Genomic DNA, 23,345 nt, shown 5'->3' with positions numbered 1-23,345 from the left:
CCGCGCCTCGGCCAAGATTGGCCGAGGCGCGGCATTCCTAATTAATAACGTTCCAGGTCGATGTCGAGGCCGAGGGAGCGGATTTCCTTCACCAGCACGTTGAAGGACTCCGGCATGCCGGCGTCGATCTTGTGCTCGCCCTTGACGATGTTTTCGTACACCTTGGTACGACCGGTCACGTCGTCGGACTTCACGGTCAGCATTTCCTGCAGGGTGTAGGCGGCACCGTAGGCTTCCAGCGCCCATACTTCCATCTCACCGAAACGCTGGCCACCGAACTGCGCCTTACCACCCAGCGGCTGCTGCGTCACCAAGCTGTACGGACCGGTGGAACGGGCGTGCATCTTGTCGTCGACCAGGTGGTGCAGCTTCAGGTAGTGCATCACGCCGACCGTGACCTTGCGGTCGAAGGCTTCGCCGGAGCGGCCGTCGTACAGCGTCATCTGGGTCTTCGAGTCGTTGAAGTCGAGCAGCCCGGTGTGCGGATCCTCGTCCGGGTAGGCCAGGTCCAGCATCATCTTGATCTCGGACTCCTTGGCACCGTCGAACACCGGGGTGGCGAACGGCATGCCCTTGGCCAGGTTGCCGGCCAGGTCGAGGATCTCCTCGTCGCTCATCGCAGCGATCTCTTCCGGCTTGCCGGTCTGGTTGTAGACACGCTCCAGGTAGCTGCGGATGTCGGCCACGGCACGCTGCGACTGCAGCATGCGGTTGACCTGCTCGCCGATACCCTTGCCGGCCCAACCCAGGTGCACCTCGAGAATCTGACCGATGTTCATACGCGACGGTACGCCCAGCGGGTTCAGCACGATGTCGACCGGACGGCCGTCGCCCATGTACGGCATGTCTTCCACCGGCAGGATGCGCGATACCACGCCCTTGTTACCGTGACGGCCGGCCATCTTGTCGCCGGCCTGCAGGCGGCGCTTCACCGCCAGGTACACCTTGACCATCTTCTGCACGCCCGGCGGCAGCTCGTCGCCCTGGGTCAGCTTGCGCTTCTTGTCCTCGAACTTGAGGTCGAACTCCTCACGCTTTTGAGCCAGGCTTTCCTTGATCAGTTCGAGCTGCTTGGCGATATCTTCGTCGGCCATGCGGATGTCGAACCAATCGTGCTTGGACGGCAGGCTTTCCAAGTATTCGCGGTCGATCGCGGTACCCTTGGCCAGGCGCTTCGGGCCGCCGTTGGCGACCTTGCCCATGATCAGGCGTTCGATACGGCTGAAGGCGTCGTTGTCGAAGATACGCAGCTGGTCGTTCAGGTCGAGGCGGTAGCGCTTCAGTTCGGCGTCGATGATCGACTGGGCACGCTTGTCGCGCTCGATGCCTTCGCGGGTGAACACCTGCACGTCGATCACGGTGCCGGTCATGCCGGTCGGCACGCGCAGCGAGGTGTCCTTCACGTCGGACGCCTTCTCGCCGAAGATCGCGCGCAGCAGCTTCTCTTCCGGCGTCAGCTGGGTTTCGCCCTTCGGCGTCACCTTGCCCACCAGCACGTCGCCGGCTTCCACTTCGGCGCCGATGTAGACGATGCCGGAGTCGTCGAGACGGCCGGCCATGCGCTCGGACAGGTTGGGGATGTCGCGGGTGATTTCTTCCGGCCCCAGCTTGGTGTCGCGCGCCACCACCGACAGTTCTTCGATGTGGATCGAGGTGTAGCGGTCTTCGGCCACCACCTTCTCCGAGATCAGGATCGAGTCCTCGAAGTTATAGCCGTTCCACGGCATGAAGGCGATGGTCATGTTCTGACCCAGCGCCAGTTCGCCCAGGTCGGTCGAAGCGCCGTCCGCCACCACGTCGCCGCGGGCGATCTTGTCGCCCATCTTCACCACCGGACGCTGGTTGATGTTGGTGTTCTGGTTGGAGCGGGTGAACTTGGTCAGGTTGTAGATATCCACACCGACTTCGCCGGCCAGCGCCTCTTCGTCGTTGACGCGCACCACGATACGGTTGGCATCGACGTAGTCGACCACGCCGCCGCGACGCGCCACCACGGTGGTGCCGGAGTCGACGGCTACCGAACGCTCGATGCCGGTACCGACGAACGGCTTTTCCGGACGCAGGCACGGTACGGCCTGACGCTGCATGTTGGCGCCCATCAGCGCACGGTTGGCGTCATCGTGTTCGAGGAACGGAATCAGCGAGGCGGCGACGGACACCACCTGGCCGGTGGCCACGTCCATGTACTGCACGCGATCCGGCGTCGCCAGGATGGTTTCGCCCTTCTCGCGGCAGGTCACCAGCTCGTCGATCAGCGTGCCGTCGGCATCCAGCTCGGCGTTGGCCTGGGCGATGACGTAACGGCCTTCCTCGATCGCGGACAGGTAATCGATCTCCATCGTCACCTTGCCGTCGATCACCTTGCGGTACGGCGTCTCCAGGAAGCCGAACTCGTTGGTGCGGGCATACACCGACAGCGAGTTGATCAGACCGATGTTCGGACCTTCCGGCGTTTCGATCGGGCACACGCGGCCGTAATGGGTCGGGTGCACGTCGCGCACTTCGAAGCCGGCGCGCTCGCGCGTCAGACCGCCCGGACCCAGGGCCGAGACACGGCGCTTGTGGGTGATTTCCGACAGCGGGTTGGTCTGGTCCATGAACTGCGACAGCTGGCTGGAGCCGAAGAATTCCTTGATGGCGGCGCTGACCGGCTTGGCGTTGATCAGGTCGTGCGGCATCAGGTTGTCGGACTCGGCCTGGTTCAGGCGCTCCTTGACCGCGCGCTCGACACGCACCAGGCCGGCGCGGAACTGGTTCTCGGCCAGTTCGCCCACCGAACGCACGCGGCGGTTGCCGAGGTGGTCGATATCGTCCACTTCGCCACGGCCGTTCTTCAGTTCGCACAGGATGGCGATCACGGAGACGATGTCTTCGGTGCTCAGCGTGCCGTCGGTGATGTCGCGACGCTCGGCGAACTTCTCGCCGATCAGGGTCTTGAACCACTCCGGGGTCTTGTCGTCGAACTTGTACTGGTAGGTGCGGGTGTTGAACTTCATGCGGCCTACGCGCGACAGATCGTAGGTATCCGCGCTGAAGAACAGGCGCTGGAACAGCTGCTCGACGGCTTCTTCGGTCGGCGGCTCACCCGGGCGCATCATGCGGTAGATCGCCACGCGCGCCTGCAGCTGGTCCTGGATGTCGTCCACGCGCAGTGTCTGGGCGATGTAGGAACCCTGATCCAGATCGTTGGTGAACAGCACGTCGATCTGCGGAATCTCGGCCAGCGCCAGCTTGGCCAGGATTTCCTCGCTGATTTCCTCGTTGGCACGGGCGATCACTTCGCCGCTGTCGGTATTCACCACGGCGCGCGCCAGCACCTTGCCCAGCAGCGCGTCGGACGGCACCTCGATGCGGTCGAGATTGGCCGCCACGATGTCGCGGATGTGCTTGGCGGTGATGCGCTTGTCCTTGGCGACGATCAGCTTGCCGTCCGGAGCGACGATATCGAACTTGGCCACCTCGCCCTTCAGGCGCTCGGCCACCACCTTCATGTGGACGCCGTCGTTACCCAGGTAGAAGGTATCGGTGTTGTAGAACTCGGACAGGATCTGTTCTTCGTTGTAACCCAGCGCCTTGAGCAGGATGGTAACCGGCATCTTGCGGCGACGGTCGATACGGAAGTACAGGTGGTCCTTCGGATCGAATTCGAAGTCGAGCCAGGAGCCGCGGTAGGGGATCACGCGCGCCGAGAACAGCAGCTTGCCCGAGGAATGGGTCTTGCCGCGGTCGTGCTCGAAGAACACGCCCGGGGAACGGTGCAGCTGGGACACGATGACCCGCTCGGTACCGTTGATGATGAAAGAACCGTTGGTGGTCATGAGCGGGATTTCGCCCATGTAGACTTCATTCTCGCGCACCTCCTTGACCACCGGTTTGGAGGACTCCTTGTCCAGGATGGTCAGGCGGATACGCGCACGCAGCGGCGAGGCGTAGGTAATACCGCGCAGCTGGCACTCCTGAACATCGAACGGGGGCTCACCAAGAATATAGTGTGCAAAATCCAGGCGAGCATAGCCGTTGTGGCTTATGATCGGGAAAATCGAATTGAATGCCGCCTGCAACCCAACATCCTTGCGCTGGTCGATCGGTACGCCCAGCTGGAGGAATTCGGTATACGAATCGATCTGGGTCGCCAACAGGAATGGGACATCGAGAACACTGTCGCGTTTCGCAAAGCTCTTACGAATACGCTTTTTCTCAGTAAACGAATAACTCATAGAGTCTCCATCGAGGTGGGGTGGCGCAAGAAACCAAAAGTCAGCAGCCACGCACGCATTGATTGCTGGCTTTTACTTTCTTCGTGTCGGCCAATCACAAGCGCAATAAGGCTGGCGGATTTCTCCGCCAGCCTCACTCATCTTCCGGTCCGGAAGATTACTTCACTTCAGCCTTAGCACCGGCTTCGGTCAGCTGCTTCAGGATGTCGTCGGCTTCAGCCTTGGACACGCCTTCCTTCACGGCCTTCGGAGCGCCGTCTACCAGGTCCTTGGCTTCTTTCAGGCCCAGACCGGTGATAGCACGTACGACCTTGATCACGTTGACCTTGTTGTCGCCAGCGGCGGACAGGATCACGTCGAACTCGGTCTTCTCTTCAACGGCAGCAGCGCCACCAGCGGCCGGGCCGGCAACGGCAACGGCAGCAGCGGATACGCCGAACTTCTCTTCGAACGCCTTAACCAGGTCGTTCAGTTCCATAACGGTCAGGGCACCAACTGCCTCGAGGATGTCTTCTTTGGTAATTGCCATGTGAAATTCTCCTGAATTCGGAATAAGTCAGATTGATTAAGCCGCCTCGGCTTGCTTCTTCTCGGCAAGGGCTGCCAGGCCGCGGGCGAAGCCGGCCATCGGAGCTTGCATAACGTAGAGAAGCTTGCTGAGCAGTTCTTCGCGGCTCGGGATCGAGGCCAGCTCAGCAACCTGAGCGGCATCCAGCACTTTGCCGTCGTAAGAACCTGCTTTGATGACGATCTTGTCATCTTGCTTGGCGAACTGTTGCAGCACTTTGGCAGCAGCAACCGGGTCAGCCGAAATGCCGTATACGAGCGGACCGACCATCTGGTCAGCCAGGCCCGCAAAGGCGGTGTCGGCCACGGCGCGGCGCACCAGCGTGTTCTTCAGAACGCGCAGGTACACGCCGTTCTCACGTGCTTTTGCACGGAGTTGGGTCATGCTGCCAACCTCGATGCCGCGATATTCGGCGATAACGAGGGTCTGAGCGCCTGCCAGTTGAGCAGACACTTCGGCCACTACCGCCTTTTTATCTTCAAGATTGAGACTCAAGGTCTAGCTCCTAGTCTGAAATGAAGCGGCGAACCGCTCCGCTTTGCAGCGGCGACCTGTTCAGGAGACATAGCAGAACCATCTGATGGTGCCCATGGGCGGAATTGAACCGCCGACCTCTCCCTTACCAAGGGAGTGCTCTACCCCTGAGCTACATGGGCCCGTAAGACGTTTTGACAGCCTTCTATTCGGGCACACCGTCTGCGTAGGATATCTGACGACGATTAAGCCTTGCGGCTCCTACGGTCTTTGACAATCCGGCGAGCGAAACGCTCGCCGGCCCAAAGTCATGACAAGCCCAAGGGCTTGCCGCACTATCAACTTAGGCGTTGACGGTGCTGGTATCTACGCGCACACCGATACCCATGGTGCTGGATACGGCGATCTTCCGCAGGTACAGACCCTTGGAAGCAGCCGGCTTGGCCTTCACCAGAGCGTCAACCAGCGCGGACAGGTTCTCACGCAGGGCTTCGGCTTCGAAGGAGGCACGGCCAATGGTGGCGTGAATGATACCGGCCTTGTCGGTACGATACTGAACCTGACCGGCCTTGGCGTTCTTCACGGCGTCGGCCACGTTCGGGGTCACGGTACCCACTTTCGGGTTCGGCATCAGACCGCGCGGACCGAGGATCTGGCCCAGCTGACCCACCACGCGCATGGCGTCCGGGGAAGCGATCACGATGTCGAAGTCCAGCTGACCAGCCTTGACCTGCTCGGCCAGATCGTCGAAACCGACGATGTCGGCACCGGCGGCCTTGGCGGCTTCAGCAGCGGCGCCCTGGGCGAACACGGCAACGCGGACGGTCTTGCCGGTGCCGCGCGGCAGCACGACGGAGCCACGTACGACCTGATCGGATTTACGCGGGTCCACACCCAGGTTCACGGCGATGTCGATCGACTCGTCGAACTTGGCGGTAGCCGCTTCTTTCACGAGCGCCAGCGCTTCGTCAACGGCGTACAGCTTGTTGGCGTCGACCTTGGCATTCAGAGCCTTCAGGCGCTTGGAAACCTTAGCCATTACACACCCTCCACTTTCAGACCCATGGAACGAGCGGAACCGGCGATGGTACGCACGGCTGCGTCCAGATCGGCGGCGGTCAAGTCCGGGGACTTGGTCTTGGCGATCTCTTCCAGCTGAGCGCGGGTAACGGTACCCACCTTGTCGGTATGCGGCTTCGAGCTACCCTTCTGGATACCAGCAGCCTTCTTCAGCAGGATGGTAGCCGGCGGGGTCTTCATCACGAAGGTGAAGGACTTGTCCGCATAGGCGGTGATCACCACCGGAATCGGCAGACCCGGCTCGACGCCCTGGGTCTGGGCGTTGAACGCCTTGCAGAATTCCATGATGTTCAGACCGCGCTGACCCAGCGCCGGGCCGATCGGCGGCGACGGGTTGGCTTTACCAGCGGGCACTTGCAGCTTGATGTAGCCGACAATCTTCTTTGCCACGATTTAGCTCCTAAAACGGGTAGTAACGCAGGCGAGACGCCCGCTTCCCAGACGAAAGGGCATGATTATACATGCCCCACAAACAACTGCCAAGCAGAAGTTACAGCTTTTCTACCTGGTTGAAATCAAGCTCGACCGGCGTTTCGCGACCGAAGATCTGCACCGAGACGCGAATCTTGTTGCGCTCGTAATTGACCTCATCCACCGAACCGTTGAAGTCGTTGAACGGACCATCGATCACGCGCACCTTCTCGCCCACCTCGAACAGCACCTTCGGCTTCGGCTTCTCGACGCCCTCCTGCATCTGCTGCATGATGGATTCGACTTCCTTCTTGGAAATCGGCGCGGGCCGGTTGGCCGTGCCGCCGACGAAGCCGGTCACTTTCGGCGTGCTCTTCACCAGGTGCCAGGTCTCGTCGGTCATTTCCATTTCGACCAGCACGTAGCCCGGGAAGAATTTGCGCTCGGAAATCGACTTGCGGCCGTTCTTCACGTCAACCACTTCCTCGACCGGCACCAGCACCTGACCGAACAGGTCCGCCACTTCGGAACGCTCGATGCGCTCGCGCAAGGCTTTCTGCACGCTCTTTTCAAAACCGGAATAGGCATGCACCACATACCAACGTTTAGCCATCATTAACCTCGACCGAGAAGCACGTCATAGAACAGCCAGGACAACCCCGAGTCGACCAGCCACATGAACAACGCCAGAATCATTACGAACAGGAATACCAGACCCGTCATCTGCAGCGCTTCCTTGCGCGTGGGCCATACCACTTTGCGACCTTCGGCCACCGACTCTTGCGCATAGCTAACGAAGGACTTGCCCGTCGCCGAAGTCCACACCACAGCAGCCGCGGCCGCCAGACTGACCACGAAGGCCAGCACACGCAACACGCCCTGGGTTTCGGGAATCATGTAAAAGCCAGCGATGCCGACAGCGACGATCAGCCCTGCCAGCGCCAGCTTGATTTTGTCTTGCATTTCCATGTGCGGGATTTTCTCTGCGTGAATGCGACAAAAGACCAACCGGCGCGCAAGCGCCGGCTGGTCTTAATTGGCAGGCCAGGAGGGTCTCGAACCCCCAACCCTCGGTTTTGGAGACCGATACTCTACCAATTGAGCTACTGGCCTAAAACCTTTTCAGATCAAGCGATGATCTTGGAAACAACGCCGGCGCCGACGGTACGACCACCTTCGCGGATGGCGAAGCGCAGACCTTCTTCCATGGCGATCGGAGCGATCAGTTCCACGGAGAACTCCACGTTGTCACCCGGCATAACCATTTCCACACCCTCTTTCAGGGTGATGGCACCGGTCACGTCGGTGGTACGGAAGTAGAACTGCGGGCGGTAGTTGGCGAAGAACGGGGTGTGACGGCCACCTTCGTCTTTCGACAGCACGTACACCGAAGCTTCGAACTTGGTGTGCGGGGTGATCGAGCCCGGCTTGGCCAGCACCTGACCACGCTCCACTTCTTCACGCTTGGTGCCGCGCAGCAGCACGCCAACGTTGTCGCCAGCCTGACCCTGGTCCAGCAGCTTGCGGAACATTTCCACGCCGGTGCAGGTAGTCTTGGCGGTCGGCTTCAGGCCCACGATTTCGATTTCTTCGCCAACCTTGACGATGCCGCGCTCAACGCGACCGGTCACCACGGTGCCACGGCCCGAGATCGAGAACACGTCTTCGATCGGCAGCAGGAACGGCTTGTCGATGGCGCGTTCCGGAGTCGGGATGTAGCTGTCCAGCGCGTCGGCCAGACGGAAGATCGACGGCTCGCCGTATTCGGACTGGTCGCCTTCCAGCGCCAGACGGGCGGAACCGATGATGATCGGGGTGTCGTCGCCCGGGAAGTCGTAGGACGACAACAGGTCGCGCACTTCCATTTCCACCAGTTCCAGCAGTTCGGCGTCGTCCACCAGGTCGGCCTTGTTCAGGTAGACGATGATGTACGGAACGCCAACCTGACGGGACAGCAGGATGTGTTCGCGGGTTTGCGGCATCGGACCGTCAGCGGCCGAGCACACCAGGATCGCGCCGTCCATCTGGGCGGCGCCGGTGATCATGTTCTTCACGTAGTCGGCGTGACCCGGGCAGTCTACGTGAGCGTAGTGACGGGTAGCGGTTTCGTATTCTACGTGAGCGGTATTAATGGTAATACCGCGAGCCTTTTCTTCCGGCGCGCTGTCGATCTGGGAGTAGTCTTTGGCTTCGCCACCGTATTTCTTCGACAGAATGGTGGTGATAGCGGCGGTCAGCGTGGTTTTACCATGGTCAACGTGACCGATGGTGCCGACGTTTACGTGCGGTTTTGTCCGCTCGAACTTTTCCTTAGCCATGGCAAAATTTCCTGAATCCGAATAAATTAAGTGATGGTGCCCATGGGCAGAATTGAACTGCCGACCTCTCCCTTACCAAGGGAGTGCTCTACCCCTGAGCTACATGGGCCCTAAAACTGGCACTTAACGCCTGGAGCGGGTGAAGGGAATCGAACCCTCGTCGTAAGCTTGGAAGGCTTCTGCTCTACCATTGAGCTACACCCGCCCGTCACGATCACGGACGACCTTACTACACGCCGCCAAGACGTTTATAAAAGTATTCTGGTGGAGGGAGAAGGATTCGAACCTTCGAAGGCAGAGCCGTCAGATTTACAGTCTGATCCCTTTGACCGCTCGGGAATCCCTCCTGAAAGAGACCCGAATATTATAGACAGCCCCGAAGGTCGTCAACATCTTTTTTGAAAAAAACCGCATTTTCTTGGAAAGAAAAAGCGGAAGGGCCAGGCTGCACCATGGACAGCCGGGCCCTTCTCCTTTTGCATCAACCGCTTAGTGCCGCCTCAGGCCTTGCCGCTGATGGCCAGGTATTTCTGGTACAGCTCTTCCTGGGTCTCCTGATGGTTCGGGTCCAGCGGGATACAGTCGACCGGACAGACTTGCTGGCATTGCGGTTCGTCGTAGTGGCCGACGCACTGGGTGCACAGGTTAGGGTCGATCTCGTAGATTTCTTCGCCCTGCGAGATGGCGTTGTTCGGGCACTCCGGTTCACAGACGTCGCAGTTGATGCACTCGTCAGTAATCATCAAAGACATAGTATTTTCCTCAAGTATTTCATGTTTGAATTCTGTCACCCGTCTTGCCGGCCCGCAAGTCCACCCCGTTATATGGTTATAGCGGGGCCCGGCAGACAGCAGGCTACAGGCTTGCGTCTGGCCGGCCCTGGCCGAGCAGTCCGTAATGGACCAGGCCGGCGCGGCCTTCCTTGATCCGCTGCCAGCCCTCGAGGTCGGGCCAACTGGCGGCCTCGACGTAGACGCGGGCGTCGTCGGCCAGCACTGCCGGCAGCAGCGGCAGGATTTGCTCGAGCAGCGTGGAGCGGTAGGGCGGATCGAGGAACACCAGGTCGAAGCGTTCGCGACAGCTTTTCAGGTAGTGCACGGCGTCCATGACCACCACCTCGACGGCCTGGGCTGCGAGCAGCTGGCGGTTGGCCTTGAGGCCCTCGGCCACCTTGCGCGACTTTTCCACCATCACCACACGCCGCGCCCGGCGCGACGCGGCCTCGAAGCCCAGCGCGCCGCTGCCGGCGAACAGATCGAGGCACACGAGTCCGTCCAGATCCTGCCCCAGCCAGTTGAACACCGTCTCGCGCACGCGGTCGGGAGTGGGCCGCAGGCCCTCGGCATCGGGGAAGGGTAATTGCCGGCGGCGATAGTCGCCACCGATGATCCGGACGTGGTTTCTGGCTTGACTCATGGTAAAGCGGCAAAAAAATCAAGGCGCAGAGTTTACCGTGATCCGCTGCTCGGCGCCTTAATTTTAATCAGTTCGCTCTCGAGACTTACGCGAAATCGCGCTCTTCGTCCATGAATGGGACGCATTTGCAGCCCGGCACGCCCAAAGCCTTACGGCGATCCGCCAGCCAAGCCACCTTACACAAACGCATTGGGCATCGCGAGGCTCATCGCCCTGCCGAGGAGCTCTCGCGACAGGACACGATGTCTCAGGAACGGGGCCCGACGATGACCGTCGCCATCTGCTGCGGCCGGACCCGGCGCCGCCAGGCGTCTCGCACCTGGGCCGGCGTGACCGCGGCGACATGCTTGGTGTAGTCGTCGAGGAAGGTCAGGGGCAGGCGGTACAGTCCGATCACGCCGAGATAGCCGAGCAGTTTGCGGTTGCTGTCGAAGCGCAACGGAAAGCCGCCGATGATATTGGCCTTGGCCTGCTCCAGTTCGGCGTCGGTCGGTCCGCGCTCGATGAACTCCCTCAGCGTATCGCGGGTCACCTTGAGCGCGGTGGCGGCCTGGTCGTTGCGTGTCGATAGCCCGATGCTGAATTCGCCGGCGCGCTGGTAGGGGCTGAAGGCGCTGCTGACGCCATAGGTCAGGCCGCGCTTGTCGCGCACTTCCTTCATCAGCCGGGCGTCGAAGCCGCCACCGCCCAGCACGTAGTTGCCGACCAGCAGCGGGAAGTAGTCCGGATCGTCGCGGGTAATGACCGGCATGCCGAGCGCCAGGTGGGTCTGCGTACCGGGGTGCGGCAGCGTGACCGTCTGCCCCTCTTTTCCCACCGGCACCGGCGGAATCGCCGGCAAGGCTCCCGCCTGGTTTTTCAGGCCGGCAAGCAGGTCTTCGGCCAGCTTTTCCGCCTGCGCTCGGGTCAGGTCGCCGACGATGGAGACGACGGCGTAGCGCGGCTGGTAATGCTTGCGCCAGAATGCCAGCAGATCGGCGCGGGTGATTTTCTTCAACGACTCGGCCGACACCCGTGCGTTGATGCCGTAAGGATGGCTGGGATACATCAGCCGGGTCAGCTCGCGCTGGGCCAGGAATCCGGCGTCGTTCTCTTCCTGGCGCAGGTTTTCGATGCTGCGGGCCTTTTCCCGCTCGAGGATGGCCGGCGGAAAGGCGGGGCGGGCCAGCACGTCCGCCGCCAGCGCCACGGCCTGCTCACGCACCGCGGGGCGGGCCAGCGTACGCAGTGAGATGCCGGCGCTTTCCAGCTCGGCGAATGACGACAGCGACGAGGCCGTGTCGGCCAGCGCTTCGCGCAGCTGCTCTTCGTTACGGCTGGCGGTGCCGGCGTCGAGCAGGCTGGCGGTCATGTCGCTGACGCCGGGCTTGGCCGGGTCTTCGCGACGGTTACCGGCATCGAACTCGACGCGCACGTCGACGATGGGGTTGGCATGCGCCTCGACGAAATAGACGCGGGCGCCGTTGGCGCCGCTCCAGTGCTGGATGGTCACGGCCTGCACCATACCGCTCAGCAGCAGCGCGACGCCCCCCAGCCAGCTGATCGCTCGCTTGAACTGTTTAACGGACATGGCTCTGATCTCCCTGCGGCATGGCCGGCATGCGCGGCTTGGCACCCTGCTGGGGCAGCAGAGTGACCACGGTCAGCCGGTCGTCGACCAGCGTACGCGCCGCCTGCTGCACCTGCTTTGCGTTGACTTTGGCGAGGTTGGCGTCGATGGCGTCGTCGTCGCGCCAGGAGAAACCGATGCTTTCCAGATTGCCGATGCGCATGGCCTGGGCGAACATCGAGTCCTTCTCGTAGATGCGTCCGGCCTGCAGTTGCAGCCGCACGCGCTCGAGCTCGCGCTCGCTGACGCCGTCGCGGGCGATGCGAGCGATCTCCTGGCGCAGGGCCTGTTCCAGTTGCGCCAGCGTCTTGCCCTGCGCCGGCACGCCGGTGAGGCTGAACAGCGCCCCGCCGCGTCCGAGCATGTCGTAGCTAGCCGAGACGTCGGTGGCGACGCGCTGCTCGCGCACCAATCGGCGCGGCAACCGCGAGGCGGCCTGACCGTCGAGAATGGCCGACAACATATATAAGGCGTACGGCGGCTGCTCGTCGACCTTCTCCAGCCGCGGCACCTTCCACGCCAGCGTCAGGTAAGGCAGCGGCGAGACCGCCTTGACGCTGACCCGGCGGATGCCCTTCTGTTCCGGCTCGAGCTGCGGCCGACGCTCGGGCAGGGCAACCGGCTTGAGCGGGCCGAACTGGCGGCGCGCCTCGGCGATCACCGCCTGCGGGTCGACGTCGCCGACCACCACCAGCGTGGCGTTGTTCGGGCCGTACCAGTGGCGATACCACTGGCGCAGATCGTCCGGCTGCATGTGGTCGAGGTCGTCCATCCAGCCGATGATCGGGTAGCGCACCGGGTTGGCGACGAAGGCATTGGCGAACAGCGTTTCGGCCATGATGCCGGCAGGCTGGTCGTCGGTGCGCATGCGCCGTTCCTCCTTGACGACCTGCAGTTCGCTAGCGAAATCGCTGTCCTTGAACGACAGATTGGCCATGCGGTCGGCCTCCAGCTTCAGCGCCAGCGGCAGCTTGTCGGCCGCCAGCTGCTGGAAATAGACGGTGTAGTCGCGCGAGGTGAAGGCGTTGTCCTTGCCTCCGGCCTGGGCGATCAGCCGGCTGAATTCGCCGGCCGGCACCGTCGGCGTGCCCTTGAACATCATGTGCTCCAGCAGGTGCGACAGGCCGGTGCGGCCGTTAACCTCGTCCACGCTGCCGACGCGGTACCACAGCTGCGACACCGCCACCGGCGCGCGTTCGTCGCGCTGCACCACGATTTTCATGCCGTTATCGAGCACGGCCTCGACCGGTGCGGCCGAAACCGCGCCGCACACCCCAAGAAACACCACACCCGCAACAGTCGAGAGGGTCCTGGAAATCACGGAGTCTGCCCTATGGTTGATTTGAGGATACAATTTGGCCATCTAATGCCCATAAGTTGACTACAGCCCAGCATGTTTAGTTTCTTCAAGAAGAAGTCTGCGCCGCCGGCCACCCCGGCCAGCAGCGAAACGTCCGCCCCCGACACCGTCAGCGCCACCGAGCTTATCCCCGATGCCTCCCTGCCCCCGGAGATTCCGTCCGCCCCGGCCATCGCCCCGGTTCCGGCCGAGCCCGCCCCGCCCAAGAAGCTGAGCTGGACCGAACGGCTCAAGGCCGGCCTGTCGAAGACCCGCGACAAGCTCGGCAAGTCGCTGGCCGGCCTGTTCGGCGGTGGCAAGATCGACGAGGACCTGTACGACGAACTGGAGACGGTGCTGTTGACCGCCGACATGGGGGTCGACGCCACCCTGCACCTGCTCAAGGACGTGCGCGAGCGCGTGTCGCTCAAGGGCCTGAAAGACGCCGCCGAGCTGAAGGGGGCGCTGAAGGATTCGCTGAACGACCTGATCGGCCCATTGGAGCAGCCGCTCGACACCGCCGGACGCAAACCCTATGTCATCATGATGGCCGGCGTCAACGGCGCCGGCAAGACCACCAGCATCGGCAAGCTGGCCAAGTATTTCCAGTCACAGGGCAAGTCGGTGCTGCTGGCCGCCGGCGACACCTTCCGCGCCGCCGCACGCGAACAGTTGATCGCCTGGGGCGAGCGCAACAACGTCACCGTCATCGCCCAGCAGAGCGGCGATTCGGCAGCGGTCTGCTTCGATGCCATCAAGGCCGCCCAGGCGCGCGGCATCGACATCGTGCTGGCCGATACCGCCGGACGCCTGCCGACCCAGTTGCACCTGATGGAAGAGATCAAGAAGGTGAAGCGGGTGATCCAGAAGGCGCTGCCGGAGGCGCCGCATGAGGTGATGCTGGTACTGGACGCCAACATCGGCCAGAACGCCATCAACCAGGTCAAGGTGTTCGACGAGGCGCTGGGGCTGACCGGCCTGATCCTGACCAAGCTCGACGGCACCGCCAAGGGCGGGGTGATCGCCGCCATCGCCAAGCAGAACCCGGTGCCGCTGCGTTTCGTCGGCGTCGGCGAAGGCATCGACGACCTGCGTCCGTTCAATGCGAGAGACTACGTCGACGCGCTGTTCGACTGAGAAGGGGACCCATCCGCATGATCCAGTTCGACCAGGTGACCAAGCGCTACCCCGGGGGTAACGAGGCCCTGAAGAATCTCTCGTTTGCCATCGACAGCGGCGAAATGGTGTTCCTGGCCGGCCATTCCGGCGCCGGCAAGTCGACGCTGCTCAAGCTGATCGCCGGCATCGAGCGCGCCACCAGCGGCGGCGTGCTGGTCAACGGCCAGAACCTCTCCAAGCTGCGTCCGGGCCAGCTGCCCTACGTGCGCCAGCACATCGGCCTGGTGTTCCAGGATCACAAGATCCTGTTCGACCGCCCGGTGTTCGACAACGTCATGCTGCCGCTCAACATCATCGGCTTCGAGCGGCGCGACGCCGCCCGCCGCGTGCGCGCCGCGCTCGACAAGGTCGGCCTGCTCGGCAAGGAGAAGGCCATGCCGATCCACCTCTCCGGCGGCGAACAGCAGCGGCTGTGCATCGCCCGCGCCGTGGTGCACCGGCCGGCCATCCTGCTCGCCGACGAACCGTCGGCCAACCTCGATCGCGCCTACGCGCTGGACATCATGGAGCTGTTCAAGTCGTTCCACCAGGTCGGGGTCACGGTGGTGATCTCGGCGCACGACGAGACGCTGATGGAAGACTACGGCCGCCGCATCATCCGCCTGAGGGAAGGACAGTTCGCCGCATGAAGCACTTTCTCTACCTGCACGCGCTGAGTGCCCGCCAGGCGCTGGTCAAGATCCTGCGCCAGCCGTTCGGCAGCCTGCTCAGCCTGTTGATGCTGTCGGTGGCGCTGGCGCTGCCGATCGCGCTCTACCTGGCCGTCGAGAGTACCCAGGCCTGGGTCGGCAAGCTCACTGCGACGCCGCAGATCTCGCTGTTCATGGAGCTGTCGGCCGAAGACGCCGACCTCGCGGCGGTGAAGAGCTCGCTGGCCAGCCATCCCAAGGTGAAGTTGTTCACCTTCGTCGACAAGGCCGAGGCCCTGGCCGGACTGGAAAAGCGCAACGGCCTCGACGGCCTGGCCGAGGGACTGGACAGCAATCCGCTGCCGGACGCTTTCGTGATCACCCCGAAGACGCTCGAGCCTGGCGAACTGGAGATGCTGCAGAAGGAGCTGTCCGGCCTGCCAATGGTCGAATCCGCCCAGTTCGACGCCAACTGGGCCAAGCGCCTGTTCGGCATGGTCGAGCTGACGCGCCACCTGACGCTGTTCCTCGGCGCGGCACTCGGCCTCGCGCTGGTGCTGGTGACGCACAACACCATCCGCATGCAGATCCTGGCGCATCGCGACGAGATCGAGGTGTCCAAGCTGATCGGCGCCACCGACAATTTCATCCGCCGCCCCTTCCTCTACCACGCGCTGTGGCAAGGGGTGCTGGCCGGGCTGATCGCCTGGGGATTGACCGGCTGGCTGGTGGCGTCGGCCAACCCGGCAGTACGCGAATTCGCCCGGCTCTACAACGAGCAGTTGGAGCTGCGCACGCTGGCCCCGCTGGAACTGCTGGCGATGCTCGCTGCTACCGGCGCGCTGGCCATGCTCGGCGCGCGGCTGGCGGCGAATCACCACTTACGCCAGATCGAGCCGCGCTGAGCCTGGGCTTCCGTATTTGAAGAAACCGGCTATCGGGCCGATTGAAAAATACATCTGAATCGGAACTTTTTCTGGCTAGCACTCGACCAATCCGAGTGCTAGCATTGCACTACCCATCAAGGAGGTAGTTAATCCATGACCGCAACGTTTGCCTTGCCCGTCCCCTCATCCAGCGGCAGTCTGGAGCAGTACATCCAGATCGTGAACAGCGTGCCACTGCTGAGCGCAGAAGAAGAGAACGAGCTGGCCAACCGCCTGCATGCCCAGAACGACCTGGAGGCGGCCAAGAAACTGGTGCTGTCGCATCTGCGCGTGGTGGTATCGATTGCCCGCGGCTATGCCGGTTACGGCCTGCCGCAAGCCGACCTGATCCAGGAAGGCAATATCGGCCTGATGAAGGCGGTGAAGCGCTTCGAGCCGAACCGCGGCGTACGCCTGTTCTCCTTCGCCGTGCACTGGATCAAGGCGGAGATTCACGAATTCATCCTGCGCAACTGGCGCCTGGTGCGTGTCGCCACCACCAAGCCGCAGCGCAAGCTGTTCTTCAACCTGCGCAGCATGAAGAAGAGCTTTGCCGCGCTGACCGACAGCGAGGCGCGCGTCATCGCCGACGACCTGGGTGTCAAGCCGGAAGAAGTGCTGGAAATGGAAACCCGCATGAGCGGCCAGGACGTGGCGCTGCTGGCCGACGACAGCGATGAGGAGGGCTTCGCCCCGATCGACTGGCTGGCCGACTCCGACCACGAGCCGACGCGCCAGCTGGAGAAGAAGGCCTTCGATCACCTGCAGACCGCCGGCCTGGAGCAGGCGCTGGCGTCGCTCGACGCGCGCAGCCGCCGCATCATCGAAGCGCGCTGGCTGGCCGACGACAGCGGTTCCACGCTGCACGAACTGGCGGCCGAGTTCGGCGTGTCGGCCGAGCGCATCCGCCAGATCGAGGCCAAGGCGCTGACTAAGATGAAAACCGCACTGAGCGAACGGGACGTGATCGACGCCTGATCGCGCCACACGCCTCATCCCGTACAGGACAACGCCCCGCTCTCGAATGCGGGGCGTTGTCCTTTTGAGCCCTGTCAGGATGGGGGAAGGCGTTTATGCCGTAACCCATCAAACCATGCCAAACCATGCGATGAGGTGATGGGTTACGCTACGCTCCACCCATCCTACGCCTGACCTGGCACAACCAGGGGGGACATGGCCAACGCTCTTGATGCCCCCGCAAAATCCCCGGCTCAACGGTACTGCGGCGGCAGCTTTTGACGGGCATCCTCCGCCACGCGGCGCAAGCCCTCCCAGGCAGGCTCACGCTGCCCCAACTCGCTCAGGAATGACGGCGCGTAGGTCGGGAACGACGCCAGCGCCGTGCCGAGCGTCGCTTCGGCCGCGGCCTCGTCCCCCGCTAGCGCCTCGAGCTGGGCCTTTTTCAGCAATACGTCGGGATAAGGACGGAACGCCGCCAGCCGCGCCAGCCAGCGCCGCTTTTCCGGCAGCTGCTCGCGCGTCGGCTGCAGGTAGTTGTCCAGCGTATTGAGCGCGTGGAAGGCGAACAGCGGTTCGGTCTCGACGATCTCGGCCAGCCGCGCCACACGCACTTCATTGGCCTTGGCATTGCCCTGTGGCGTATACAACCCGAGCAGCTCGTTATAGCGCGGAAGCGCCGCCAGCGACAGCCAGCCCAACGCCGCCACGCCCAGCCACAAGGGCAGCCGCGCCGGCCGCGCCAGCCGCACGCCCTGCCCCGGCACCAGCGCCATGAACATCACCAGCACGGCGAGGAAGTACAGGTACCACAACGGGTATTCCAGCAGGCTGTGGATCAGCGTCACCGCCAGGCCACCGAGCGGCAGCACGTGCTCCAGTTCGGCACGCTGACGGAAATACGGCCACACCGCCCAGGCGAAGCCGCCCAACACCAGCAGCGTCACCACGCCCCCCATCTCCGCCAGCAGTTGCAGCACTAGGTTGTGGGCGTTGGTGAACAGGCCGCTGTTGAAGCCGGCGGCGGCAAACTGCGGCAGCGTCTGCAGCCGCACGCTCTCGGCCGCGAACTGCGACCAGCCCACGCCCCATAGCGGATGCGCCCGGAACACCAGCCAGGCCTTGTGCATCTCGGCAAAACGGCGCGAGCCCATGCCGTCGCCGTTGGCGGCCAGCCGCTCCAGCCCGGAGGCGCCGCCGACGCTCGTATGGCTCAGCAGCGACACCAGCTGATTCGCCCACGGCAACAGGAACTGCGCCGCCAGGATCAGCGCACAGCTGCCCCACAGCACGTTGCGCAGGCGGCGCGAGGCATCCTCCCCGATACGCCAGTGCCACACCAAGGCCAGCACCGACAAGGCCAGCAGGTAGAGCAGGATGGTGCGCGAACCGGCCCAGGCCAGCAGCAGCGCCAGCCACGCCATCAGCCCCCACAGCCAGCGCGCCGGCAAACGATCGGCAGCGTGGAGATAACAGCCGGCCACCACGCCCCACATCAGATAATGAGCAAATTGGTTGCGCTGGCCGATGTGGCCGAAGATATTGGTGGTCGGGTGCGCCCGGTCGTAGAACAGCAGCCCGCCCATGGCCTCGGCCAGGCCGGTCAGCTGGGCCGCCCCGATCAGCGACTGGATCAGCGCCCCGGTCAGCAGGGCCCACGCCAGCCACGTCGTCAGCTCACGCAGACCGAAGCGCTCGCGCAGCGTTACCGTGACGCAAGCCAACAAGGCCATGCTCGTCCAGGCCAACGCCGTCGCCCAGCTCATGCCGGGAAACAGTGTCGGCACCAGCAGCGGCTGCAACGCCCAACACGATGCCGCCAACAAGGCCCACAGCGCCGCACGCGGCAGTCGCTCGAACAGCCCAGCCTGCCCGACCAGCAATAGCACCGCGGCCAGCACGGTCAGCCACACCACGTTGATCTCCCCCCACCACTGTGGCAAGGGCACATAGTGGAAGCGTGAGGCGAACGGAACGACGGTGATCAGGCCGAGGCTCAGGAGGGCGAGACGAGGAAACAGTCGGGAGGGAGACATGGGTTATGGGTCAGTAAACACAAGCGCGCAGCATAGCGCAAAGCGGCGGGGAAGGAAAAAGCCGGGAGGGTTCCCGGCTTTCATCCGATCATTCACGACAATGGCTCAAAACAGCACCTTGTGCGTTTCAGGCTGGGAGGCAGTACGCGCCGCCGCTTCCGCACCTCCTTGCTGGTAGGCTTTGAAGGCGCGTTCGGCCATTTCGCGGAGCGGTTGCATTTCCGGTTCGGAGCGTGTCTGCAAGTATGCCTGGATACTTCCCACACTATCCGGATACGCAGCAATGCGCATGGCCATCGCTTCACGGGCGCCGGCGGGGTCATGATCCAGTGCACGAAGAATAGCTAATTGGGATAGTTGATAGTGGAAAGGACGATACGCGACCAACCGCTCAAATAGCTCTCTCTTAAGCGCCAGCTGATGACGATCCGAGGGTAGATAGGTCGATAGCTGCTGTTCCGCTTCGTAAGTCCACAAGGGATTGCGTGCCAACGCCACTAAAGCGGCAACACGCTGCTCATTCACCTGTGGCTCCGGGCTTCGTATTTTCCACTGGGCCAAGTCAAAAAACACCGAGGCCCCTGTCACCAGATACCACGCTGCCAACAGGCAAACTGCACCTGAGGCCACACGTTGCAGCAGTGGGCGCACACTCAACGTCACTCCACTGATTGGCGACAAGGACAGCACGATCATCAATCCGCACAAGAATGGCAGATACCACAAAGGATACTCAAACATAGAGTGTCCCAGCGTCACCATCGCCAGGCTGATCAACAACAGGTTCTCGGCTGTTACCTGGTTTTTGCGAAAATACGGCAACAGACACCAGAGCAAGGCGGTAACGACAATGCCGGTACCGATCAGGCCGGTCTCGGCCAGCAACTGAGCAAACAGATTATGGCTGTGGGTAAACAGCACGCTCTCGACAAACCGTGTTTGGCGACCAAATGCCTCCAGCCAGACACTTTGATAGGCAAAACCACCCCAGCCAATACCAAACAATGGGTGAGCCAAAAACATCTGCCAGGCTTTACTCCATTCAACACGGCGCCGTGCACCAAAACCAGCCTCCAATAGTCGTCCGGCACCGCTGGTTCCGTTGACTTGCCAGCCCAAGGCGTGCAGCAAATAGCTGAGCGGTTCCAGCAGCAACTGGGTTAACACGATATAAGCACAAGCGAATAACAAAGCCTTGGCTAGCTGTCTGGTACGTTGCCCGGCCTCGGTCAGAGCATCCGCCCGGAAACGCCAGAGCAACGCCAGCAGGATAAAACCACCGCCGTAGGCCAACACCAACCGCGACCCACTCCACGCCATCAGCAAGGCCAGTAATAGTGCCGATAGATGGAATATCCAGTTGCGCAACTTACCGACCGAGAATAGATAACAAGTCGCCGCCATGCCCCAGCCCAGATAGTGAGCGTACTGGTTACGCTGACCGATATTGCCCATGATGTTGCCGGTCGGGCTGGCTCGATCAACAAGCACGCCCGGCACCTGGAGCGCCATCCCGCTTACCTGCAGTAGTCCGATCACAGCCTGCAACAGTGCACCGATCCACAGCACCCGAGCCAGCAATACCACCACGTTCTGGCGTCCCTGGTATTGGGCTTCGACAAAAAACACATAGCCCGCCAGCGAAGCGATGACCAAGAACACAAGCGGCGACAACGATCGAACCACATAGGAGTCGTGTACCAGCTGCGCGAAGCTCAGCACCATAAACAATGCAAAGCCCCAACTACACAGCAGCGCCAGTGGCACGGTTGGCGACTCCCTGTTACCCACCCTGCCCAGCAGGCGCAGCAGCACGGCCAGCGCGATCAGCCCGGTGGCCAGATGATCCTTCCACCAGTCGGTTAGCGGGTAAATCTGCAATGGAGACAAAAAGGGCAGTAGTAAAGCCAGTGCGACCAGCAACATGGGAAAACGATGAAAAGCGCTGGACAAGATTTTCTCCAAAGAGCAGCGGCAAGAAGTACCTTAGTCGCCGTGCTGGTAGCGGATTATCACGATGCGATGGCCGACCATGCCACCAAACAACAATATGAAAAAGCCCTGCGCCAAAAGGCCGCAGGGCTTGAGATCAAATACCATGCCGATTATTGGCAAGTTTTCGGTATATATTTATCAGGGATAGCCGAAGAACAAGTCCAATTCAGCGACTCACCGGCCGGAGACGAGGTCAATACGATGGTGCCGCTATCAATGGTGGATACCCCGGTGCTAGCCATAGTCATGGTAATGGTGCAGGCCGAGGTGCTGGCGGTGCCACCAAACGCGATGGCACTCACATACTTGCCGGTGGTGCTGGCCGCAGAGCCACCAGGATCGCAGGTACCGGATTCGCCCAGAGCCAGCGCCACCTTGGTCTTGAAGCCATCACCCAGCGTCAACGCCTCACTCACCTTCGACTTGGCGGTGTAGTCGGAATACGCCGGAATCGCCAGCGCGGCGAGGATACCGATGATCGCGACCACGATCATCAGTTCGATCAGGGTAAAGCCCTGTTGCATGGATTTGTTCATGGTTGAACCCCCAGATGGTTGAATATCAAGGCCGACGGCGGCCGGACTGCACTGAATGGAGTCGTCGGCCGATTTCTGGTCCGTGTCACTCCGTTTCGAGGCCCATTCTTGCAATACGCATGCCAGGTGAGCCAAACCCTTGAATTCTGACTACTCCAATGCCATACCCGCCGTCAAGAAGGGACGGCACACGACAGAAAGTGACGCTTTTCGTCACCCCGCCACCAGCGCTCCTCTAGTCGGAGGCTGTGCTAGCATCCGGTTCATCGAACCTTTCGCAGAGCCTCTCCCCATGAGCAACCAAGACTGGCTGGCCCGCAGCCGACATGCCGTCTGGCATCCCTGTACCCAGATGAAGCGCCATGAAACGCTGCCCATCGTGCCGATCGCCCGCGCCGAGGGGGTGTGGCTGACCGATTTCGACGGCAAGCGTTATCTCGATGCGGTCAGTTCGTGGTGGGTCAACCTGTTCGGCCACGGCCACCCGGCGATCAAGGCCGCCATCAAGGATCAGCTCAACACGCTGGAGCACGTGATGCTGGCGGGCTTCACGCATCGTCCGGTGATCGAACTGTCGGAGCGGCTGGCCGGGCTTACTGGTCTTGGCCACGCCTTCTACGGCTCGGACGGTGCCAGCGCGACGGAAATCGCATTGAAGATGAGCTTCCACTACTGGCAGAACTGCGGGCAGAGCGGCAAGACGCGCTTCCTCAGCCTGGAAAACAGCTACCACGGCGAGACCATCGGCGCGCTGGTGGTCACCGACGTGCCGCTGTTCTCATCGACCTACGCACCGCTATTGAAGACCGGCATCCGCGTGCCGACGCCGGACGCCCGCCAGGCCCAGGACGGCGAGACGGCGGAGGACGTAGCACGACGCGCCGCGCGGGCGCTGGAGAACGTGCTGGCCAAGCAGGCCGACAGCATCGCGGCGCTGATCGTCGAGCCGCTGGTGCAGGGCGCGGCCGGCATGGCGATGTACCACCCCGCCTACCTGGAGGAAGCACGGCGCCTGTGCGACCGCTACCAGGTGCACCTGATCGCCGACGAGATCGCGGTCGGCTTCGGCCGCACCGGCACCTTGTTCGCCTGCGAGCAGGCCGGCATCCGCCCCGATTTCCTGTGCCTGTCCAAGGGCATCACCGGCGGCTTCCTGCCGCTGTCGTGCGTGCTGACCACCGACAGCGTCTATAAGGCGTTCTACGACGACGACGTGACGCGCGGCTTCCTGCACTCGCACAGCTACACCGGCAACGCGCTGGCCTGCCGCGCCGCGCTGGCGGTGCTGGACCTGTTCGAGCAGGAGGACGTGCTGGCGCAGAACCGCGCCAGGGCTGCTCGCTTCAATGAGCTGCTAGCACCGCTGCGGGTGCATCCCCAGGTACGTCAGTTCCGCCAGCAGGGCATGATCTGGGCGTTCGAGGTCGAAACAGGCCGCCGCGACTTTGCCGTGGCGTTTTTCTCGGCCATGCTGCAGCGGGGCTGCCTGGTACGACCGATCGGCAACACGGTGTACTTCATGCCGCCCTACGTGATTGAGGACACCGAAATGGCGCTACTGTGCCGGGCCACGCTCGACACCCTGGACGAACTGCAACAGGCACAGCCGGAGGAAGCACGGCCCGCCCCGCCCTTGCCGTAGCAATTGCCAAGGC

The 23,345-nt window shown here is 62.4% G+C and carries 20 protein-coding genes and 5 tRNA genes; 5 read left to right on the top strand and 20 right to left on the bottom strand.

The genetic code is table 11. The features are described from left to right. Nucleotides 1-41: 41 nt before the first annotated feature. From rpoB to PSEMAI1_RS0101680, 17 genes are all read right to left on the bottom strand, one after another. Nucleotides 42-4,217: a DNA-directed RNA polymerase subunit beta gene (gene rpoB, locus PSEMAI1_RS0101760; RefSeq protein WP_024301214.1), complete on the bottom strand. Its 4,176-nt coding sequence runs from the start codon at nt 4,215-4,217 to the stop codon at nt 42-44. Between the two features lie 157 nt (nt 4,218-4,374). Continuing rightward, nucleotides 4,375-4,746, bottom strand: a complete 372-nt coding sequence (gene rplL, locus PSEMAI1_RS0101755; RefSeq protein WP_024301213.1) for a 50S ribosomal protein L7/L12 — start codon at nt 4,744-4,746, stop codon at nt 4,375-4,377. Between the two features lie 36 nt (nt 4,747-4,782). After that, on the bottom strand, nt 4,783-5,280 hold the full coding sequence (gene rplJ, locus PSEMAI1_RS0101750; RefSeq protein ID WP_024301212.1) for a 50S ribosomal protein L10: 498 nt from the start codon (nt 5,278-5,280) through the stop codon (nt 4,783-4,785). A gap of 86 nt (nt 5,281-5,366) precedes the next feature. Next, nucleotides 5,367-5,441, bottom strand: a tRNA-Thr gene (locus PSEMAI1_RS0101745). A 161-nt stretch (nt 5,442-5,602) separates the two neighbouring features. Continuing rightward, nucleotides 5,603-6,298, bottom strand: a complete 696-nt coding sequence (rplA, locus tag PSEMAI1_RS0101740; protein WP_024301211.1) for a 50S ribosomal protein L1 — start codon at nt 6,296-6,298, stop codon at nt 5,603-5,605. Beyond that, nucleotides 6,298-6,729, bottom strand: a complete 432-nt coding sequence (gene rplK / locus PSEMAI1_RS0101735) for a 50S ribosomal protein L11 (protein WP_024301210.1) — start codon at nt 6,727-6,729, stop codon at nt 6,298-6,300. The genes rplA and rplK overlap by 1 nt, the downstream gene beginning before the upstream one ends. 100 nt (nt 6,730-6,829) lie before the next feature. Beyond that, nucleotides 6,830-7,363, bottom strand: a complete 534-nt coding sequence (nusG, locus tag PSEMAI1_RS0101730) for a transcription termination/antitermination protein NusG (RefSeq protein ID WP_024301209.1) — start codon at nt 7,361-7,363, stop codon at nt 6,830-6,832. 2 nt (nt 7,364-7,365) lie between these two features. Then, entirely contained in the window at nt 7,366-7,719 is a 354-nt protein-coding gene (gene secE / locus PSEMAI1_RS0101725; RefSeq protein ID WP_084612606.1) for a preprotein translocase subunit SecE, read from the bottom strand. Between the two features lie 68 nt (nt 7,720-7,787). Beyond that, a tRNA-Trp gene (locus PSEMAI1_RS0101720) sits at nt 7,788-7,863 on the bottom strand. A gap of 14 nt (nt 7,864-7,877) precedes the next feature. Next, nucleotides 7,878-9,068 carry an elongation factor Tu gene (gene tuf / locus PSEMAI1_RS0101715; RefSeq protein WP_024301207.1) on the bottom strand — a complete coding sequence of 397 codons (1,191 nt, stop codon included), beginning with the start codon at nt 9,066-9,068 and terminating at the stop codon, nt 7,878-7,880. 34 nt (nt 9,069-9,102) lie between these two features. After that, nucleotides 9,103-9,177, bottom strand: a tRNA-Thr gene (locus PSEMAI1_RS0101710). 22 nt (nt 9,178-9,199) lie between these two features. Further along, a tRNA-Gly gene (locus PSEMAI1_RS0101705) sits at nt 9,200-9,273 on the bottom strand. Between the two features lie 57 nt (nt 9,274-9,330). Then, nucleotides 9,331-9,415, bottom strand: a tRNA-Tyr gene (locus PSEMAI1_RS0101700). A 153-nt stretch (nt 9,416-9,568) separates the two neighbouring features. Beyond that, nucleotides 9,569-9,820 (bottom strand): YfhL family 4Fe-4S dicluster ferredoxin, encoded by a 252-nt coding sequence (locus PSEMAI1_RS0101695; protein ID WP_024301206.1) that lies wholly within the window; start codon nt 9,818-9,820, stop codon nt 9,569-9,571. 103 nt (nt 9,821-9,923) lie between these two features. After that, nucleotides 9,924-10,484, bottom strand: a complete 561-nt coding sequence (rsmD, locus tag PSEMAI1_RS0101690) for a 16S rRNA (guanine(966)-N(2))-methyltransferase RsmD (protein ID WP_024301205.1) — start codon at nt 10,482-10,484, stop codon at nt 9,924-9,926. 247 nt (nt 10,485-10,731) lie between these two features. Then, the gene (locus tag PSEMAI1_RS0101685) at nt 10,732-12,054 is read right to left on the bottom strand and encodes a pitrilysin family protein (protein WP_024301204.1); all 1,323 of its coding nucleotides are present in this window, start codon (nt 12,052-12,054) and stop codon (nt 10,732-10,734) included. Further along, entirely contained in the window at nt 12,044-13,414 is a 1,371-nt protein-coding gene (locus PSEMAI1_RS0101680; protein WP_036986164.1) for a pitrilysin family protein, read from the bottom strand. The genes PSEMAI1_RS0101685 and PSEMAI1_RS0101680 overlap by 11 nt, the downstream gene beginning before the upstream one ends. 72 nt (nt 13,415-13,486) lie before the next feature. Between PSEMAI1_RS0101680 and ftsY the strand changes: the two genes are divergently transcribed. The 4 genes from ftsY (at nt 13,487) to rpoH (ending at nt 17,144) form a co-directional block, all read left to right on the top strand. Next, nucleotides 13,487-14,569 (top strand): signal recognition particle-docking protein FtsY, encoded by a 1,083-nt coding sequence (gene ftsY / locus PSEMAI1_RS0101675; RefSeq protein WP_024301202.1) that lies wholly within the window; start codon nt 13,487-13,489, stop codon nt 14,567-14,569. Between the two features lie 17 nt (nt 14,570-14,586). After that, entirely contained in the window at nt 14,587-15,240 is a 654-nt protein-coding gene (gene ftsE / locus PSEMAI1_RS0101670) for a cell division ATP-binding protein FtsE (RefSeq protein ID WP_024301201.1), read from the top strand. After that, the gene (ftsX, locus tag PSEMAI1_RS0101665; RefSeq protein WP_024301200.1) at nt 15,237-16,145 is read left to right on the top strand and encodes a permease-like cell division protein FtsX; all 909 of its coding nucleotides are present in this window, start codon (nt 15,237-15,239) and stop codon (nt 16,143-16,145) included. Before ftsE ends, ftsX begins: the two co-directional genes overlap by 4 nt. 135 nt (nt 16,146-16,280) lie before the next feature. Then, nucleotides 16,281-17,144, top strand: coding sequence for an RNA polymerase sigma factor RpoH (gene rpoH, locus PSEMAI1_RS0101660; RefSeq protein ID WP_024301199.1), 864 nt, complete (start codon nt 16,281-16,283; stop codon nt 17,142-17,144). A 233-nt stretch (nt 17,145-17,377) separates the two neighbouring features. Here the strand turns inward: rpoH and PSEMAI1_RS0101655 are convergent, their stop codons facing one another. From PSEMAI1_RS0101655 to PSEMAI1_RS22110, 3 genes are all read right to left on the bottom strand, one after another. After that, the gene (locus tag PSEMAI1_RS0101655; RefSeq protein WP_024301198.1) at nt 17,378-19,159 is read right to left on the bottom strand and encodes a PglL family O-oligosaccharyltransferase; all 1,782 of its coding nucleotides are present in this window, start codon (nt 19,157-19,159) and stop codon (nt 17,378-17,380) included. A gap of 105 nt (nt 19,160-19,264) precedes the next feature. Then, the gene (locus tag PSEMAI1_RS0101650; RefSeq protein WP_156943072.1) at nt 19,265-21,112 is read right to left on the bottom strand and encodes a PglL family O-oligosaccharyltransferase; all 1,848 of its coding nucleotides are present in this window, start codon (nt 21,110-21,112) and stop codon (nt 19,265-19,267) included. Nucleotides 21,113-21,264: 152 nt separating this feature from the next. Beyond that, nucleotides 21,265-21,690, bottom strand: a complete 426-nt coding sequence (locus PSEMAI1_RS22110; protein WP_024301196.1) for a pilin — start codon at nt 21,688-21,690, stop codon at nt 21,265-21,267. Nucleotides 21,691-21,982: 292 nt separating this feature from the next. On the opposite strand from PSEMAI1_RS22110, the gene PSEMAI1_RS0101635 reads away from it, so the two are divergent. Next, nucleotides 21,983-23,332, top strand: a complete 1,350-nt coding sequence (locus PSEMAI1_RS0101635) for an adenosylmethionine--8-amino-7-oxononanoate transaminase (RefSeq protein WP_024301195.1) — start codon at nt 21,983-21,985, stop codon at nt 23,330-23,332. Nucleotides 23,333-23,345 lie beyond the last annotated feature (13 nt).

It is taken from the genome of Pseudogulbenkiania sp. MAI-1 (assembly GCF_000527175.1).
Lineage (GTDB): Bacteria > Pseudomonadota > Gammaproteobacteria > Burkholderiales > Chromobacteriaceae > Pseudogulbenkiania.
Note: the sequence above shows the minus strand (reverse complement) of the source record. Positions and strands in the feature narration are given on the sequence as shown.

What these genes read in the sequence shown, in the direction of transcription:
- rplL (WP_024301213.1), bottom strand. Translation starts at nt 4,746, where the DNA reads ATGGCAATTACCAAAGAAGACATCCTCGAGGCAGTTGGTGCCCTGACC.
- PSEMAI1_RS0101655 (WP_024301198.1), bottom strand. Translation starts at nt 19,159, where the DNA reads ATGTCTCCCTCCCGACTGTTTCCTCGTCTCGCCCTCCTGAGCCTCGGC.
- rplA (WP_024301211.1), bottom strand. Translation starts at nt 6,298, where the DNA reads ATGGCTAAGGTTTCCAAGCGCCTGAAGGCTCTGAATGCCAAGGTCGAC.
- rsmD (WP_024301205.1), bottom strand. Translation starts at nt 10,484, where the DNA reads ATGAGTCAAGCCAGAAACCACGTCCGGATCATCGGTGGCGACTATCGC.
- ftsE (WP_024301201.1), top strand. Translation starts at nt 14,587, where the DNA reads ATGATCCAGTTCGACCAGGTGACCAAGCGCTACCCCGGGGGTAACGAG.
- PSEMAI1_RS0101685 (WP_024301204.1), bottom strand. Translation starts at nt 12,054, where the DNA reads ATGTCCGTTAAACAGTTCAAGCGAGCGATCAGCTGGCTGGGGGGCGTC.
- PSEMAI1_RS22110 (WP_024301196.1), bottom strand. Translation starts at nt 21,690, where the DNA reads ATGAACAAATCCATGCAACAGGGCTTTACCCTGATCGAACTGATGATC.
- tuf (WP_024301207.1), bottom strand. Translation starts at nt 9,068, where the DNA reads ATGGCTAAGGAAAAGTTCGAGCGGACAAAACCGCACGTAAACGTCGGC.
- rpoH (WP_024301199.1), top strand. Translation starts at nt 16,281, where the DNA reads ATGACCGCAACGTTTGCCTTGCCCGTCCCCTCATCCAGCGGCAGTCTG.
- PSEMAI1_RS0101635 (WP_024301195.1), top strand. Translation starts at nt 21,983, where the DNA reads ATGAGCAACCAAGACTGGCTGGCCCGCAGCCGACATGCCGTCTGGCAT.
- ftsX (WP_024301200.1), top strand. Translation starts at nt 15,237, where the DNA reads ATGAAGCACTTTCTCTACCTGCACGCGCTGAGTGCCCGCCAGGCGCTG.
- PSEMAI1_RS0101695 (WP_024301206.1), bottom strand. Translation starts at nt 9,820, where the DNA reads ATGTCTTTGATGATTACTGACGAGTGCATCAACTGCGACGTCTGTGAA.
- ftsY (WP_024301202.1), top strand. Translation starts at nt 13,487, where the DNA reads ATGTTTAGTTTCTTCAAGAAGAAGTCTGCGCCGCCGGCCACCCCGGCC.
- rpoB (WP_024301214.1), bottom strand. Translation starts at nt 4,217, where the DNA reads ATGAGTTATTCGTTTACTGAGAAAAAGCGTATTCGTAAGAGCTTTGCG.
- nusG (WP_024301209.1), bottom strand. Translation starts at nt 7,363, where the DNA reads ATGGCTAAACGTTGGTATGTGGTGCATGCCTATTCCGGTTTTGAAAAG.
- secE (WP_084612606.1), bottom strand. Translation starts at nt 7,719, where the DNA reads ATGGAAATGCAAGACAAAATCAAGCTGGCGCTGGCAGGGCTGATCGTC.